This window comes from Pseudomonas sp. KBS0710, assembly GCF_005938045.2.
In the GTDB taxonomy this organism is placed as follows: domain Bacteria; phylum Pseudomonadota; class Gammaproteobacteria; order Pseudomonadales; family Pseudomonadaceae; genus Aquipseudomonas.
On record NZ_VCCF02000001.1, the window covers coordinates 5,640,567 to 5,655,065 of the forward strand.

General features: G+C 53.5%; 18 protein-coding genes. 3 read left to right on the forward strand and 15 right to left on the reverse strand.

Annotated features, from left to right (window positions below):
- Positions 1 to 72: 72 nt before the first annotated feature.
- The 3 genes from FFI16_RS25790 to FFI16_RS25800 are packed head-to-tail and all read right to left on the reverse strand — an operon-like array spanning position 73 to position 1,792.
- Positions 73 to 723: a DUF799 domain-containing protein gene (locus tag FFI16_RS25790; RefSeq protein ID WP_138817357.1), complete on the reverse strand. Its 651-nt coding sequence runs from the start codon at positions 721 to 723 to the stop codon at positions 73 to 75.
- Positions 720 to 1,082, reverse strand: a complete 363-nt coding sequence (locus tag FFI16_RS25795) for a DUF4810 domain-containing protein (RefSeq protein ID WP_138817358.1) — start codon at positions 1,080 to 1,082, stop codon at positions 720 to 722. Before FFI16_RS25795 ends, FFI16_RS25790 begins: the two co-directional genes overlap by 4 nt.
- 29 nt (positions 1,083 to 1,111) lie before the next feature.
- On the reverse strand, positions 1,112 to 1,792 hold the full coding sequence (locus tag FFI16_RS25800; RefSeq protein ID WP_138817359.1) for a CsgG/HfaB family protein: 681 nt from the start codon (positions 1,790 to 1,792) through the stop codon (positions 1,112 to 1,114).
- A 428-nt stretch (positions 1,793 to 2,220) separates the two neighbouring features.
- Here FFI16_RS25800 and FFI16_RS25805 point away from each other — a divergent pair, with 428 nt between their 5' ends.
- Together FFI16_RS25805 and FFI16_RS25810 are read left to right on the forward strand one after the other, a co-directional pair.
- Positions 2,221 to 2,832, forward strand: coding sequence for a hypothetical protein (locus tag FFI16_RS25805; RefSeq protein WP_138817360.1), 612 nt, complete (start codon positions 2,221 to 2,223; stop codon positions 2,830 to 2,832).
- Positions 2,833 to 2,848: 16 nt separating this feature from the next.
- Positions 2,849 to 3,436 carry a hypothetical protein gene (locus FFI16_RS25810; protein WP_138817361.1) on the forward strand — a complete coding sequence of 196 codons (588 nt, stop codon included), beginning with the start codon at positions 2,849 to 2,851 and terminating at the stop codon, positions 3,434 to 3,436.
- 488 nt (positions 3,437 to 3,924) lie between these two features.
- Here FFI16_RS25810 and FFI16_RS25820 read toward each other — a convergent pair whose 3' ends face one another.
- Positions 3,925 to 6,495: an autotransporter outer membrane beta-barrel domain-containing protein gene (locus FFI16_RS25820; RefSeq protein ID WP_138817362.1), complete on the reverse strand. Its 2,571-nt coding sequence runs from the start codon at positions 6,493 to 6,495 to the stop codon at positions 3,925 to 3,927.
- Between the two features lie 675 nt (positions 6,496 to 7,170).
- Between FFI16_RS25820 and FFI16_RS25825 the strand changes: the two genes are divergently transcribed.
- Positions 7,171 to 7,425, forward strand: coding sequence for a hypothetical protein (locus FFI16_RS25825; RefSeq protein ID WP_138817363.1), 255 nt, complete (start codon positions 7,171 to 7,173; stop codon positions 7,423 to 7,425).
- Positions 7,426 to 7,751: 326 nt separating this feature from the next.
- Here FFI16_RS25825 and FFI16_RS25830 read toward each other — a convergent pair whose 3' ends face one another.
- The 11 genes from FFI16_RS25830 to FFI16_RS30570 all read right to left on the reverse strand — a co-directional run bounded on the left by FFI16_RS25830 (position 7,752) and on the right by FFI16_RS30570 (position 14,448).
- On the reverse strand, positions 7,752 to 8,069 hold the full coding sequence (locus FFI16_RS25830; RefSeq protein ID WP_371923637.1) for a hypothetical protein: 318 nt from the start codon (positions 8,067 to 8,069) through the stop codon (positions 7,752 to 7,754).
- Positions 8,070 to 8,103: 34 nt separating this feature from the next.
- A complete protein-coding gene (locus FFI16_RS25835; protein WP_256666289.1) occupies positions 8,104 to 8,763 on the reverse strand; it encodes a transposase in 660 nt (219 codons plus the stop codon).
- 246 nt (positions 8,764 to 9,009) lie between these two features.
- Positions 9,010 to 9,456 carry a hypothetical protein gene (locus tag FFI16_RS25840; protein WP_138817365.1) on the reverse strand — a complete coding sequence of 149 codons (447 nt, stop codon included), beginning with the start codon at positions 9,454 to 9,456 and terminating at the stop codon, positions 9,010 to 9,012.
- A complete protein-coding gene (locus FFI16_RS25845; protein WP_138817366.1) occupies positions 9,453 to 9,650 on the reverse strand; it encodes a hypothetical protein in 198 nt (65 codons plus the stop codon). The genes FFI16_RS25840 and FFI16_RS25845 overlap by 4 nt, the downstream gene beginning before the upstream one ends.
- 76 nt (positions 9,651 to 9,726) lie before the next feature.
- Positions 9,727 to 10,425, reverse strand: coding sequence for a transposase (locus tag FFI16_RS25850; RefSeq protein ID WP_138817367.1), 699 nt, complete (start codon positions 10,423 to 10,425; stop codon positions 9,727 to 9,729).
- Positions 10,426 to 10,577: 152 nt separating this feature from the next.
- Positions 10,578 to 11,291 carry a hypothetical protein gene (locus tag FFI16_RS25855; RefSeq protein WP_138817368.1) on the reverse strand — a complete coding sequence of 238 codons (714 nt, stop codon included), beginning with the start codon at positions 11,289 to 11,291 and terminating at the stop codon, positions 10,578 to 10,580.
- Positions 11,292 to 11,457: 166 nt separating this feature from the next.
- Complete coding sequence (locus tag FFI16_RS25860; protein ID WP_256666290.1) at positions 11,458 to 12,084, reverse strand: transposase; 627 nt, start codon at positions 12,082 to 12,084, stop codon at positions 11,458 to 11,460.
- A 227-nt stretch (positions 12,085 to 12,311) separates the two neighbouring features.
- Positions 12,312 to 12,908, reverse strand: a complete 597-nt coding sequence (locus FFI16_RS25865) for an imm11 family protein (RefSeq protein WP_138817369.1) — start codon at positions 12,906 to 12,908, stop codon at positions 12,312 to 12,314.
- A 1-nt stretch (position 12,909) separates the two neighbouring features.
- Entirely contained in the window at positions 12,910 to 13,188 is a 279-nt protein-coding gene (locus tag FFI16_RS30990) for an AHH domain-containing protein (protein WP_138817465.1), read from the reverse strand.
- A gap of 114 nt (positions 13,189 to 13,302) precedes the next feature.
- The gene (locus FFI16_RS25875) at positions 13,303 to 14,016 is read right to left on the reverse strand and encodes a hypothetical protein (protein ID WP_138817368.1); all 714 of its coding nucleotides are present in this window, start codon (positions 14,014 to 14,016) and stop codon (positions 13,303 to 13,305) included.
- Between the two features lie 255 nt (positions 14,017 to 14,271).
- Complete coding sequence (locus tag FFI16_RS30570) at positions 14,272 to 14,448, reverse strand: hypothetical protein (protein WP_178112712.1); 177 nt, start codon at positions 14,446 to 14,448, stop codon at positions 14,272 to 14,274.
- Positions 14,449 to 14,499 lie beyond the last annotated feature (51 nt).

Below are 14,499 nucleotides of genomic sequence, written 5' to 3' on the forward strand. Positions count from 1 at the left end.
CGTGACCACCCGAGCCGCGAAGCCTTTGCTGACCCGAGCGGTCAGCAAAGGCTATTACGGTCGAGCAGGCACTCAGTCGGTGCCGTATTTCGGGTTACGCGGGCCATACAAAATACCGGTACGCTGCCCCGCCGACAGCAGGCGCACACTGGCAATACCCGCAATAGGATGCGCCGCATCGGTGGAGCTGTTAATCACCTGCTTCACCGCCGCCGACACCAGCATGCCCACCAGGCCGCCACCATTGTTGTTGCCCTCTTCGCTGGAAGCGCGTGCCGAGCCGGTCCACAACGTGGTGCCGCTGCGCAGGTCCACCAGCTTGGCCGAGGCCGTCACGGAGGTGTCGCTGGAGATCAGCATGTACTTGGTGCCGTAATCGCTGATAGTGATGTACAGCGCCGCGTCCGCACCAAAAATGTCATGCAGCTTGCCCGGTGCCACGCCCTGGATATCGTTGGCGGTGGTGAGGCCGTTCTGGCGGAATGTTTCGTCCACCAGGGCAATCGGCAACACGTAGTAACCGGCTTCGGCCAACGGGTAAGTGACCTGCGAAACCAGGCTGTAGGAGGCCTGCACTTCCGGCGACTCATTGATCGGCGGCAGTACCAGAATCGACTTCGGCCGAGCCTGTTTGAACGCTGTGTAATCAATGGTCTTGGGCGCCGCGCAGCCGCCGAGCAACGCCAGGGCCAGCAAGGCGCCGGTTAGTTTTAACAGGTTCATTTAGTGGCGACTCCAGCCTTGGCGTTTTTCAGCAGAAAATCCATGTACGCAGCAGATTCAGGGAACAAGGCCTTCTCGGTGCGAAACTCCTGCACCATCTGGTCATCCTTGCCCATGCTCAGGTACAGCATGCCCAGGTGCGCGTGGTAACCCGGCGGGGCCTTGCGGCCGCTGGCGTTGATCTTTTGCAGATCGCGCTCCAGGGCTTCCACCTGCGCCTCCTTGGGCTCGCCCTTGAAGTACTCGTAAACCTGCGGCTGGTAGCTTTCCCACTGATACAGGGGTTGGGGCGCCGTCTGGCACCCGGCGACCGTCGCGATTGCTGTCAGCATCAGCGCCAACTTAACTGCCTTGCTCATCCGTGTAGTGCTCCTTGGCATTCTTGTTATTAGTTACGCGGGTTCCAGGCGCCGGCGTTGATGCCGTCTACCAGGCGGTTGATCGCTTCGCGCATGGCCAGGTCCAGAACCTTGCCATTGAGGGTGGAGTCGTAGCTGGCAGTGCCGCCAAAACCGATGACTTCACGGTTGGAGAGCGCGTACTCACCGGCGCCCTGGGTGGAATACACCACTTCGGAGGTGCTGATGTTGACGATATTCAGCGCGACTTTGGCGTAAGCCACTTGGGTTTTGCCACGGCCGAGAATGCCGAACAACTGGCGGTCGCCGGTCTCTTTGCGGCCGAATTCGGTGACGTCGCCCGTCACCACGTAGTCAGCGCCTTTAAGCTTCTGCACGGTGCCTTTGATCGCGGCTTCCTGGGAGATTTCGCCCATGTTGTCGCGGTCCAGCACGCTGAAGCGGTTGGTTTGCTGCAAATGGGTGATCAGGATGGTCTTGGCCTGGCCGCCGAGGCGGTCAACGCCGTCGGAGAAGATGCCGCGCATGTAGCTGGAGCGGTTATCGAACTTGCCCACGGCAATCGGCACACGCACGCCGGAATAGGCGACATGGGCGCTGGCAACTTGCTCCACGGGCATCGCGCGGTTGCTCTCGGTGGCGCAACCGGCCACGTTCAGCAGCGCTGCGGCGGCAAGGCCCGACAGCAGGATTTTGGACAGTGTTTTCACAGAGTGCTCCTAGGGATGAAACCAGCGCAAAGGGCTGTGGTGTAAGTTATCAACGAAGTCGCGGCAATCAGATTTTGCTGAAAACGCGCGCGCGTTTGCACGCAGCCTCAACAGCGAAAGTGTCGAGCCCGCCAAAAGCGGTATCAGGAAGGGTGACTGCCACGCAGCAGTGCGGTTGAAACGTGCGGCCCGCGGTGAGGCGGGTGGCAGGCAGAAAAGCAGAGAGGCGCATTGCTTGATTCGTCCTTGAAAATGCCTTGTATCCAGTGCGCGGCATTTTACGGGGTTGCCCTGTGTACTCAAGCGGTTTCGCTGCTGCGGGGGCGTTCCCCGCTCAACGGCATTCTGTTAGGTTGCGCGCCCGCCTCAAGTTACACAGCCATCGGTCGAGACATTGGCTTGGCTTGTTCATTAAATAGGGATATTGCGTGTTGAAAACCCTCCTTCGGGCTGCGGCCCTGATCGCGACGCTGTCGATGACCGGCTGCGTCTCCTACACCGTCAGCGGCCCCATCGGCGCCCCGCTCCACCCGGCACCCGTCAGCAGCCCACGCAGTGCGCAAGTCGCTGATGTGACAGTGAGCGCCGCCGACGTCAACGACGCCAACAAAACCGCGATCAGCCGCTCGCTCACGGCCCAGCTCAACCAGTACGTGCGTACGGCGGGCTACTTCAAGCAGGTCACTGAGTACCCGGTGCGTTTGGGCGAAAACGACGTCGCGCTGAAATTCAACATGACCTCCCTCAAGGGTCACCGTGGCGTTCACCCCGCCTACGTGCCTGGCGCGCTGCTGACGCTGACGATCTGGATCTGGGTCAACGGCCCGATTTTCGTCGACACCTTCGACGTGGCCGGCGACCTGGTGATCGTCGACCGCGACGGCAAGGAACTGGCGAGCGCCAAGCAAGAGGTCAAGTTTGAACGCAACGTGGGCCTCTACGGCCGCGAATACTGGGCCCCGACCATGGGCGCCAAACAGTTGAACGAACTGGTCGCGCAACTGCTCGACACCGCCACCGCCAAACTCGCCAAACCGTAATTTCAGGGAGCAACACATGAAAGGGTTGATCAAACACAGCCTGGTCCTTGCCGCCGTCTTGTTGACCGGCTGCGTGTCCTACTCGCAACACGAATTGCCCGCCGTGCAAACCTGGCCGCCAACCGCCGCCACACCGGCGCAAAAGCCTACTGCCTACGTGCGCACCACGGCACTGCGACAAGTCAACGGCGGCCCCGGCAATACGGTTGCTGGCGCACCCGCGGCCCTGTGGGACAAGGCCGTGACTGACGCTTTCCGCCAATCCAACCGCTTTACGCGGGTGAGCACCGACAAGGTTGACTCGGACATCTACGCCGACGCCACGCTGTACAACAACGAACAGTTCAGCATGGCCTCGGCGATCATCACCGGCGCCACGTTCTTCATCATCCCGTCCACGGCGAAGAACACCTTCACCCTGGAAACCGTGTTCAAGGACAAGGACGGCAAAGAGTTGGGCCGGGTGAAGAAAAGCGAATCGGTGCGCACCTGGATGCACCTGGTGCTGATCGTGGGTATACCGTTCCAGGCCAATACCGGTGAAGTGGTTGAAGCGCTGACCCGCAGCACGCTGGATGAGGCCGTGCAGCGCAAGTTGTTCTGACAAACACAACACCAAATGTGGGAGCGGACTTGCCCGCGAAGGCGGTGTGTCAGCCAGTGCATGTATCGACTGACCCGCCGCTTTCGCGAGCAAGCCCGCTCCCACAGGTGTTTGGTGCTGTTGGCTTGAAGCGCGTAACGCACTGACGACAGCTGAACTGAAAGCAAAACCCAGCTTCCTGAAACACCCACATCCAAATGTGGGAGCGGGCTTGCTCGCGAAGGCGGTGTGTCAGCCAATGCATGTATCGACTGACCCGCCGCTTTCGCGAGCAAGCCCGCTCCCACAGGGGTTCGGTGGTGTTGGCTTAAAGCGCGTAACGCACTGACGACAGCTGAACTGAAAGCAAAACCCAGCTTCCTGAAACACCCACATCCAAATGTGGGAGCGGGCTTGCTCGCGAAGGCGGTGTGTCAGCCAGTGCATGTATCGACTGGTCTACCGCTTTCGCGAGCAAGCCCGCTCCCACAGGGGTTTGGTGCTGGGGTTTAGAACGCGTAACGCGCTTTGAGCATCACGCCATCGGCGTCGAAGCCACTGCGCGCCTGGCGGGTGTAGCTGGCGCCCACGGTGAAGTCCGACACCTGGTAGTTCACGCCCACACTCGCCTCGTAGCTGTCACGCGCCACCGACGCGCCGGTGGTGGTGAACGCTGCACCACCCGCTACAAAGTTTGAGGTTTGCGCCACACGATCACCCATCAGGTCGTGATAGGCCATCAAGGTCGCTTCCGGTTGCAGGCTGCCTGCGCCCATCGGCAAGTTGCCTGCCAAACGTACACCAGCGCCCAGTTCACCCACTTCATAACGCTGCGAACGCGTGCTCAGCGCGGCGGCCGAGCCCTTCTCGTCAAAACCGTCCATGCGCACATTGGCATAACGCGCCGCCACGCGCGGCTCGATCACCACCGCCTGCGATGGCTTGAAGCTGTAGCCGCCGATCACACTGGCTGCCAACACATTGCTGTCGTAACTGCCCTTGGCCGTGGTGCCGGCCACATGGCGCTTGCTGTCGTTGTCGTTGTGGCCGTAGCTGAGGCTGCCGTCGACGAACCAGTTTTGCAGCGCCCAGTTGCCATACAGCGACAACGCGTGGCCCTCCACCTCGGTCTTGTTGCCCAGGTCCGAATGGATGTTGGAATTAAGGTAGCTGTAAGCCACGCCCAAGGTGGTGGTGTCGTTCAAACGCCCGTCCACACCCACGGCCATGCCGCTGCTGTTGGCCGAGTAACCGTTGTTACCGCCGCGCCCATCCTGGTCCATGTTGCTGCTCAACCCTTGCACCCACACACCGCCGGTTTGGCGGCTTTCGCGCTGGTCAGTGAGGCGGTTGAAGATCGCGCCATTGACTACGCTTTGCCCCGACAACGCCACGTCCAGCGCGCCACGGTTAACGTCCGGCTTGAGCGCTTCGCCGACCTGCGCCAGCGCCTGCACCGAGGGTGCATTGGCCACCGACTGGAATACCGCATCCTGGGTATCGAGCTGGCTGAGCACGCGATTTTTAAGGGTGTTGACCGCCGCCACAGTCGGCTCGGCAGTGCCTACACTGGCGAGCATGCTGCGCACTTGCTGATCGCTCTTCACACTCACCACGGCCTTGACCGTCTGCGCGTCAGCCGAGTAGCTGAGCACGTTAAGCAACGACGACGCGCTGGCCACCGTCAGGCCGTTATTCTGCAGGCTGCCGGCCTGCAACAGAATGTATTGCGTGGCGGCAGGCGTGCTGGTGAAGTCGCCGGGTTTGGCGCTGACGGTAATGTGCGAGCCCAGGGCAAAAGTCGCCGGGCCGTTGACGGTAAGGTAAGGCGTGGTCGGCACCACTTGGCTGCCCAGGCGCATGTCCACACCTGCACCGCTGCCCACATACAGCTCACGGCTCATTACCGTGCCGGGCGCCGACAGGTTCAGGGAACCGGCGTTAACCGACACCGGCGCGTTGATACGGCTGCCGGTAAAATCCGCTTGCCCGCCGATGTTCACCGAGTTAACCCCCAGCACGTCACCCTGGATGCGGCCACCGGTCCAGATCAGCGAAGCCAGGTTCCCGCCGTCGATGGCCACCCCGGAACTGCTGCGAATTTCCCCGGCCTGCTGGTTGATCTCGAAGGGCGAAGTCTGGTCGACAGGTTTCACCAGGATCGCCGTGCTGTCAGCGCTGATCACGCCTCGGTTGATGATGCCCCGCGCCCCGACCGGCGAATCATTGGTGAACGTCGCCCCGCGCAGGCTGATAGCGCTCGCGTTGCTGCCCTTGGCTTCGATGGTGCCCGTGTTGAGCAGGTTATCAACGGTGCCTTCGTATATCTCCACCGCCCGTGATTGATTACCGGTGACCGAGAGCAGGCCCGTGTTCTCAATGCGCAGGGGGTTGGTCTCGGTCTCAATCACCATCCCCAACGCCTCTTCACCCGTGACGCGGATAATCCCGGCGTTGATGATCTTGCCGCCGACCGTGACCGGTATGTTGTTGTGGGTGTCCAGAATCAAGCCATACCCGTAGTACGAGGTGATATCCACCAGGCCCGAGTTGATCACGTCGCCGGCAACCGTAGTGCCATTGAGGTAGATGCCTTCTGCGTCGCTTTCCGGCCCGGAGCCCGGTACATCGACGGCGATGATCGTGCCGGTGTTGACCACATTGCCGCCGACCATGGCCGCGCCCACTTCAAAGCCTTCGGCCCAGATCTGGTTGACCATGTTGATCGTGCCGGCCTGAACGATACCGCCGGTGATAGTGCCGCCACGGTTGCGCAGGTCTGAATCCAGCGCGCCATCCACCACAAACCCGCGCACATTGCGGCCGCTGCCATCCAGGTTGAAATTGGCGTAGTTGATCAACGCGCCCTGGATGTTGGTATCGGCCACGCTGGCGCCGTCGGTCTTACGCTCGGTGGCGACGATATTGCGTGTGCCCACCAGCGTCACGGTCTCGTTGAAGGTCTGGTACGACCACGCGTTCTGGCCGGTACTCACATCAAATTCCACGGCACTGGCCTGCGCGGCGCCTGCGCTGACCATCAGGGCCAGCAGGGTTTTCTGGAACGGCTTGCGCTTCATTTCAAACTCCATGAACTACAGTCAAAGCCGCCAATACGCCCGGCGGCCGTAGGTGTGCTGAGCGAAGGATCAGATGATCCGAATGCACTCCCGCAAGGCGCCTTGCTGAACCCCAGGCGCGAGCAAACGCACCGCAGGTGGTGGCAGAAAAGGGATTGGGGAGGTGAAGTTCACATTAATCCTTAATGTCATTTGAAAACGCTGCAGTCCATGCAGCCCGACCGGTTGCGGGTGGGCGGGGTAAAGACCCGGGTTTGAGGGAAATGGTTCCTTTTGCGGTAGGACGCTTCCCCAAACTATTGGGGATTTGCCTGATATCCGTGAGCAGATGGCGGAATGCGTTGGGAATGGTGGGGTTGGGGATAGGCGAAAGGGGGTTGAGTCAGGGCGTTGGTGCCTTGCGTGGGTTTGGGTGGGGGGCTTATAGTCCGGCCCGTCGCCCAACAAGGGCGATCGGATTTGGCGATCCGTTGACCGTATGCGAAAGCTTTCTGCTTGCTTGCAGGGGCTTCCGTACCCGCATCGCTGCTTTATGGCAGCTGTGCGCGGGAGACCTTCGGGTCTGCCGGAACTCGGTCCCGGTTCGCCAACCTGCGTACAGCTGTCACCCATTCGTTTGGCGACGATAGGTGACAGCTTCACTCTACTGACCGAGGTTTCACCATGAACCAATACATGCCCCTAACGGGTCACGACTGCACCATCCCCGCTCTGCTTATCGACACCAGCGCGCCCCTCGACGTGCTCCACGACGCCGCCGCGTACCGGATTCGCGCCGTCACCCAACTGTTGGAAAACCTGGCCTTCCGCGAACAGCTCAGCAGCGATGCTGTGGTGCTTCAAGACTTCGCCCAACTACTGGCTATACCGCTGCGTGATGGGTGTGATTTGCTGGATGTCATCATTCGCAGGCTTAACAGCGTCAACTGACCACGACAGGGCGGCTGACGAGTTGCCCTGTTAATGGTGAGGCAGTGAGTAGGTGCGGGCCACGCTTGGGCAGTAAAAGTGGCCTGTCGCCTATGCAACCTTGGCGCTGCGCGAAAAGCATGAACAGCTGCCGGCCCAGCCCGCCAGTTACCTTTATTTTCTCCCGCAACTATTCGACGGAACGTGTGCGATAGCACCAGGCGTCTCGAGACCAGAGAGCAGTCGAATCACGCCACCGCACTGCCAGTCTTGCCTCTGTAGGTACGCCTCATAATCTTTACCCGCCTCAGGAACAAAGGATCCTCAGGGTCAGACCACTATTTCCTCTATTTATTTTTTTTAGCTATCATCAGTGCTCTATCAATCATATCGGAGGTAATGTAAGGCACAAATCCGAGCCTGTCGCCCTTCCCAAAGCTCTGTTTATATTCATCCAAACGTACCGTATCACCAGCCAGTGCTAGAGCCGCCAAATGGCGAACTGGCATTGCACCTTTAGCATCTGTTGGGAGCACTCTATAAGCTCTCAACCCCTCGTCAATACTCTGAGAGCGAGCCCAAGACAACGCCTTCTCAGACAGTCTAATAACATCATCGCCAGAAAAAATAGACAATTTCTCCGGAGCTTCATTACTAACTATGATCGGAGCATAGGGAAATAGGGGTCAGACCACTATTTTAAACTTTTAACATACACTTTTTCGGGCGTCCTGACACACTCGCTGAAACTATTTTACCTAATATCTGCGCAATCTCTGACGCAAACTTCTGATCGCCCAAAACATAATTACCGTTTGTAGAAGATCGAATTTGGTCTATCAACTCAGGTGAAAGCCGATCCAGGAATGTTGACCGGTAAGCTTCGGCTCGTTGCGCGACGCCGCTACCTAAGTCGCTATAAACTGCATGCGGGCTTATAAATCCTGATAGCTCGCCCTGTGCGTTTGCCCTATAGCTGGTCCAACGGTAGTCGCCCGGATGAGCAACCATACCCGCTCTGACCGGGTTCATTTCGATATATCGATAGCAAGCTAAAACATAGTTGTCTTGTTGAACCAAACAGGAGCGGAAACGGCCTTCCCACAACGTGCCTGTTCGTTGATATGTTCGATTGGCATATTGAACGTAGCGCTGCCCCAGCCCCTTCATAAGCAGGCCAGCCCCTGCGCAGCAGGTGGGAGTCAACAACAAGTGAACTTGATTTGTCATCAAGCACAATACGTGAACTTTACAGCAATACAATTCAGCAAGCATGGCTAATGTATCAATGTAAAAAATATAGTCTTCATCTGAATAAAAACACGCAGACCGATTGTTTCCCCGTTGAATAATATGCAACGGGATATCCGGTAGTAAAACCCGAGGACGGCGAGCCATATAAACCCATAATTGGAAAAGAGCTTACAGCTTAGCCGTCGACCACTCGGTCAAAAAAATAAAACCCTTACAAAAAACAAATCATATTTTTAAAGAGCAATTCCGCCGAGCTATAAAAAGCAAAAACCGTGGTCTGCACCCTATTATCTCCCTATTTTCCCAGCGCAAGAATGCGCCGGGTATTAGGCAAGGCGAAAGACCTGCCGATTAAAGCCTTGACCAATCCGAAAGTATTGCTTTGAAAATTTGAGTTCCATCATCAACGGCTGATGATGCTTCATATATTGCTTCGGCTGCTGCCATAATCGATTCCTCTCCGCCAGCTAAGGACAGCGCCGATACAGCACGAGCTTGGCTAAACAATTGAAGGCCTTCTACATTTAAGTCTTGCCCTTCGTCTAGGCTGTCTTGCAAGTCAAAATACTTCTCATCCAGCTGTGCAGCTAAAGCCTCTAGTTCAGAAACCTGATCAGTCGTAAGTTTATTACCAGATCGTAGTTGCCTAAGAGACTCGACAACAATAGGCGCTTCGACCGGACAGGCCTGAAAAGCAAGTTCGCAAGCCAATTTTACAGCACTTCTTCGTTGCTCCTCACTGACTGACTTAAGTTTTTCTGCGAGACTTTTCTCAACCATCTCTAATCGCATAATCATTGTTTAGCCTTTGGCAGTGGTTTTAATGGAGTTGACACATTGGCCCCTGTCGGATCAATTACGTTCTGACATGATGCACAAACGGGACGTGTCGCACCGATATCAACAACTTTCAATCCGTTAGCGTTGGCATAGTTGACAATATCCGCTTCTGCGTGGCCAGTTCCAACAACTACTTTCTCGCCTTCTTGCAAACTCACTCCAGGGCGAAGATAGCCACGAGGTTCACTTGTACTGACTAGCGAAAATAGGGGTCAGACCACTATTCTTCTATTCTTTTAACTCATACTTTTTTGGGCGTCCTGACACACCCTGCGAAACTCTTTTACCTAATGCGTGCGCGATCTCGGACGCAAACTTCTGATCGCCCAAAACATAATTACCGTTTGTAGAAGATCGAATTTGTTCTATCAGCCCAAGTGAAAGTCGATCATTGAATATAGACCGGTAAGCTTCGGCTCGTTGCGCGCTGCCGCTACCTAATTCGCTATAAACCGCATGCGGGCTTATAAAGTCTGACAGCTCGCCCTGTGCGTTTGCCCTATAGCTGGTCCAGCGATAGTCGCCCGGATGAATAACCATACCGGCTCTAACCGGGTTCATTTCGATATATCGATAGCAAGCTAAAACATAGTTTTCTTGTTGGACCAAACAGGAACGGAAACGGCCTTCCCACAACGTACCCGTTCGTTGATATGTTCGATTGACATATTGAACGTAGCGCTGCCCAAGCCCCTTCATAAGCAGCCCAGCCCCTGCGCAGCAGGTGGGAGTCAACAACAAATGAACATGATTTGTCATCAAGCACAATGCGTGAACTTTACAGCCATACAATTCAGCAAGCACGGCTAATGTATCAATGTAAAAAATATAGTCTTCATCTGAGTAAAAACACGCAGACCGATTGTTTCCCCGTTGAATAATATGCAACGGGATATCCGGCAGTAAAACCCTAGGACGGCGAGCCATATAAACCCCTAACTGGATAAGAGCTTACAGCTTAGCCGCCTTTCAACAGGCCAACAGAGTGGAATAATTACAAAAAATAAATCATGTTTTTAAAGAGCAACTCTGCCCAACTCTAAAAAACAAAACCGTGGTCTGACCCCTATTTCTCCCCGCTAGACCAACCCCAAGATCGGCTTGACCTGTTCATTCATTTGTACAAAAGATTCATAGGACATGTTCGGGTCATCATTGAGAATTAAGTAGACCCCCCCCATCAGCCGTACCGCCATACGACACTTGCCGTCCAATCGTGTAATTACTTCATCAGGGCCATAGCCTAGAGCACGCTGACAAAGGGCTGCATCCCAGAACTGGGCAGGATATAGCGTATAAATATTGTTGCGCCCATCAATATCTAAAGTGTTGTCCTCACGCAACCGGTTATAAACCGCGTTGTCATCGTTCAACCCTCCTTGATAATACAGACCATACAGATCATAGGATACATGCCCCCTATACCCCTTGAACGCCTCAATCACTTTTGGTAAGTGCTCACTCACAACAAGTTTATAATCAATAGCCTTGTTTGATATCTTAAATCCAAACCGCAAGTGTTCGTCATAAGAGGCCCTATCTTCATATATGTATCGATCACCACGATACGCATAGTCCCCCACACACCGGAGCCCTCTGGTGGGAAGTTTAACTGTATAGGTAGCAACTAGCCCGTCGCCGCAACTCGGGGTAGCCGGAAGCTCAAGACCCGCAAACCCTAAAGGAGCACCAATCCGAGACATCCTATCCATGACTTCAGCATGTCGCTGATTTATAGACAGAGTTTTATCAGGGCGCGCATAAAACCATAATTCTATATCTGCTGCACTCATGGGGTTCTTGTCCTAGTACTAACGATGCTATCGAAACCATTGGACCGAATGAAAGCTTTAGCCTGAGCCTCAACCTTTTGATTCGGAAACTCACAGAAAATAGGGGTCAGACCACTATTTCTCTCAAAAAATAAATAACATTTTTAAGGAGCAACTCAGCTGAACTCTAAAAAATGAAAAACCGTGGTCTGACCCCTACTTCCCTTCCGTTTGTAGAAGATCGAATTTGTTCTATCAGCCCAGGTGAAAGTCGATCATTGAATATAGACCGGTAAGCTTCGGCTCGTTGCGCGCTGCCGCTACCTAATTCGCTATAAACCGCATGCGGGCTTATAAAGTCTGACAGCTCGCCCTGTGCGTTTGCCCTATAGCTGGTCCAGCGATAGTCGCCCGGATGAATAACCATACCGGCTCTAACCGGGTTCATTTCGATATATCGATAGCAAGCTAAAACATAGTTTTCTTGTTGGACCAAACAGGAACGGAAACGGCCTTCCCACAACGTACCCGTTCGTTGATATGTTCGATTGACATATTGAACGTAGCGCTGCCCAAGCCCCTTCATAAGCAGCCCAGCCCCTGCGCAGCAGGTGGGAGTCAACAACAAATGAACATGATTTGTCATCAAGCACAATGCGTGAACTTTACAGCCATACAATTCAGCAAGCACGGCTAATGTATCAATGTAAAAAATATAGTCTTCATCTGAGTAAAAACACGCAGACCGATTGTTTCCCCGTTGAATAATATGCAACGGGATATCCGGCAGTAAAACCCTAGGACGGCGAGCCATATAAACCCCTAACTGGATAAGAGCTTACAGCTTAGCCGCCTTTCAACAGGCCAACAGAGTGGAATAATTACAAAAAATAAATCATGTTTTTAAAGAGCAACTCTGCCCAACTCTAAAAAACAAAACCGTGGTCTGACCCCTATTTCTCCTCCTATTTCTCCTGCTTTTAAAGAGCAACTCTGCTGAACTATAAAAAATAAAACCGTGGTCTGCCCCCTATTTCCCCTTTATGCAACAGTAACCTTATCGCCATTAACCGACTCAAATACCGCCCCCACCACTCCTGCTGCCTCAAATCGAAGTTTCACATCTTCGCTCACTACAATCGCACCCAAATATTTTTTAATCCTAAAAATATGAAAAGCACCTACTTTTGACTCATCTATGACCAAATTATAAAACGCGCGGTATTGACCAGCCATGTCTGGGCGCACAGGATCATTCACTGAAAACTTTGTAAACCTTGAAGACTCTTCATCTACACAATCTATTTGTGTTTCTATGATCATTAGAAAATAATTTTGCGAAACGTGTTTCCCTTCGATATCAACGGGCTCGAAGACCACATTTTGATAAGGTTGATCGACTTCAGACAAACCTATGAGTGAATTTCGAGCTCTCTCACTCAGAACAGGAACACTCGCGTAGCCCGCTAGAGAATAATCAATTTCAACGCCGTCGAACCTGACATCGAGCGTATATCTGCCAGGTTCCATGAAATTAAGGGGTGGATTACTAAAGTTCCAATTATCCACATGCCTCACATCGCCGAGCACCCACTTTTCGGAAATAGAAAGATCCTGACGCAGTAAATAATATTTCATATCAATCCCTAGTCAGCCACTTATTAACTTCACTACCCACTATCACTGCTTCCTTTTTAATTCCATCCAACGTCTTTGTAACAGCCGATTTATAGGCTGGTGTTCCAGGCGCTAAGCCTTGAGTAGCCTGTTCCAAACTCCCATATACATACTGGTGATACTCTATGGGGTGCGGCCCTCTATGCCCTGGCACCGCAACTAAATTTTCAGTTGCTCGATTAATATTAAGATCTGCCCCATCAAAGAAGCGCTGATACTCCTTTGTCCAGGCGATCGGGATCCCTCAGGGTCTGACCCCTATTTCTCCTATTTTTCAAAAAAATGAACCATATTTTTAAAGAACAACTTCACTGAACTCTAAAAAACGCAAAACGTGGTCTGACCCCTATTTCCGCTAGACCAACCCCAAGATCGGCTTGACCTGTTCATTCATTTGTACAAAAGATTCATAGGACATGTTCGGGTCATCATTGAGAATTAAGTAGACCCCCCCCATCAGCCGTACCGCCATACGACACTTGCCGTCCAATCGTGTAATTACTTCATCAGGGCCATAGCCTAGAGCACGCTGACAAAGGGCTGCATCCCAGAACTGGGCAGGATATAGCGTATAAATATTGTTGCGCCCATCAATATCTAAAGTGTTGTCCTCACGCAACCGGTTATAAACCGCGTTGTCATCGTTCAACCCTCCTTGATAATACAGACCATACAGATCATAGGATACATGCCCCCTATACCCCTTGAACGCCTCAATCACTTTTGGTAAGTGCTCACTCACAACAAGTTTATAATCAATAGCCTTGTTTGATATCTTAAATCCAAACCGCAAGTGTTCGTCATAAGAGGCCCTATCTTCATATATGTATCGATCACCACGATACGCATAGTCCCCCACACACCGGAGCCCTCTGGTGGGAAGTTTAACTGTATAGGTAGCAACTAGCCCGTCGCCGCAACTCGGGGTAGCCGGAAGCTCAAGACCCGCAAACCCTAAAGGAGCACCAATCCGAGACATCCTATCCATGACTTCAGCATGTCGCTGATTTATAGACAGAGTTTTATCAGGGCGCGCATAAAACCATAATTCTATATCTGCTGCACTCATGGGGTTCTTGTCCTAGTACTAACAATGCTATCGAAACCATTGGACCGAATGAAAGCTTTAGCCTGAGCCTCAACCTTTTGATTCGGAAACTCATATACAACTTTATATCCTGGATTCTGATCAACGGCAGATTTCACACGCTGCAAAGTATCCAAAACCGACTTTTGCGTTGAAGGGCTCCAGATGGCCAACTTTGTCTTTGCGTCAATTAACATAACAGACGAACCATCAACTGCCGTTTCAATTCCGTCAAACTTAACAAAAATTGACGCCTTTTTCATTGGGGTTGGTATAGCGCAGCGCCGGCACCCCTCCTTTACCTGTCGCTAAATCAGTAAACGCGCCATTGGTACCCGCCTGAAAGTCCTGCGCCGCAGGCTTTCCTTTTGGACCTTCCGCAACATAAATCAGACCTTTATTTTCACCACCCAAGGCTTTTGCCTCAATCTCGGTAAGTACCCGGGTATTGAGGTTTGGCAGTAA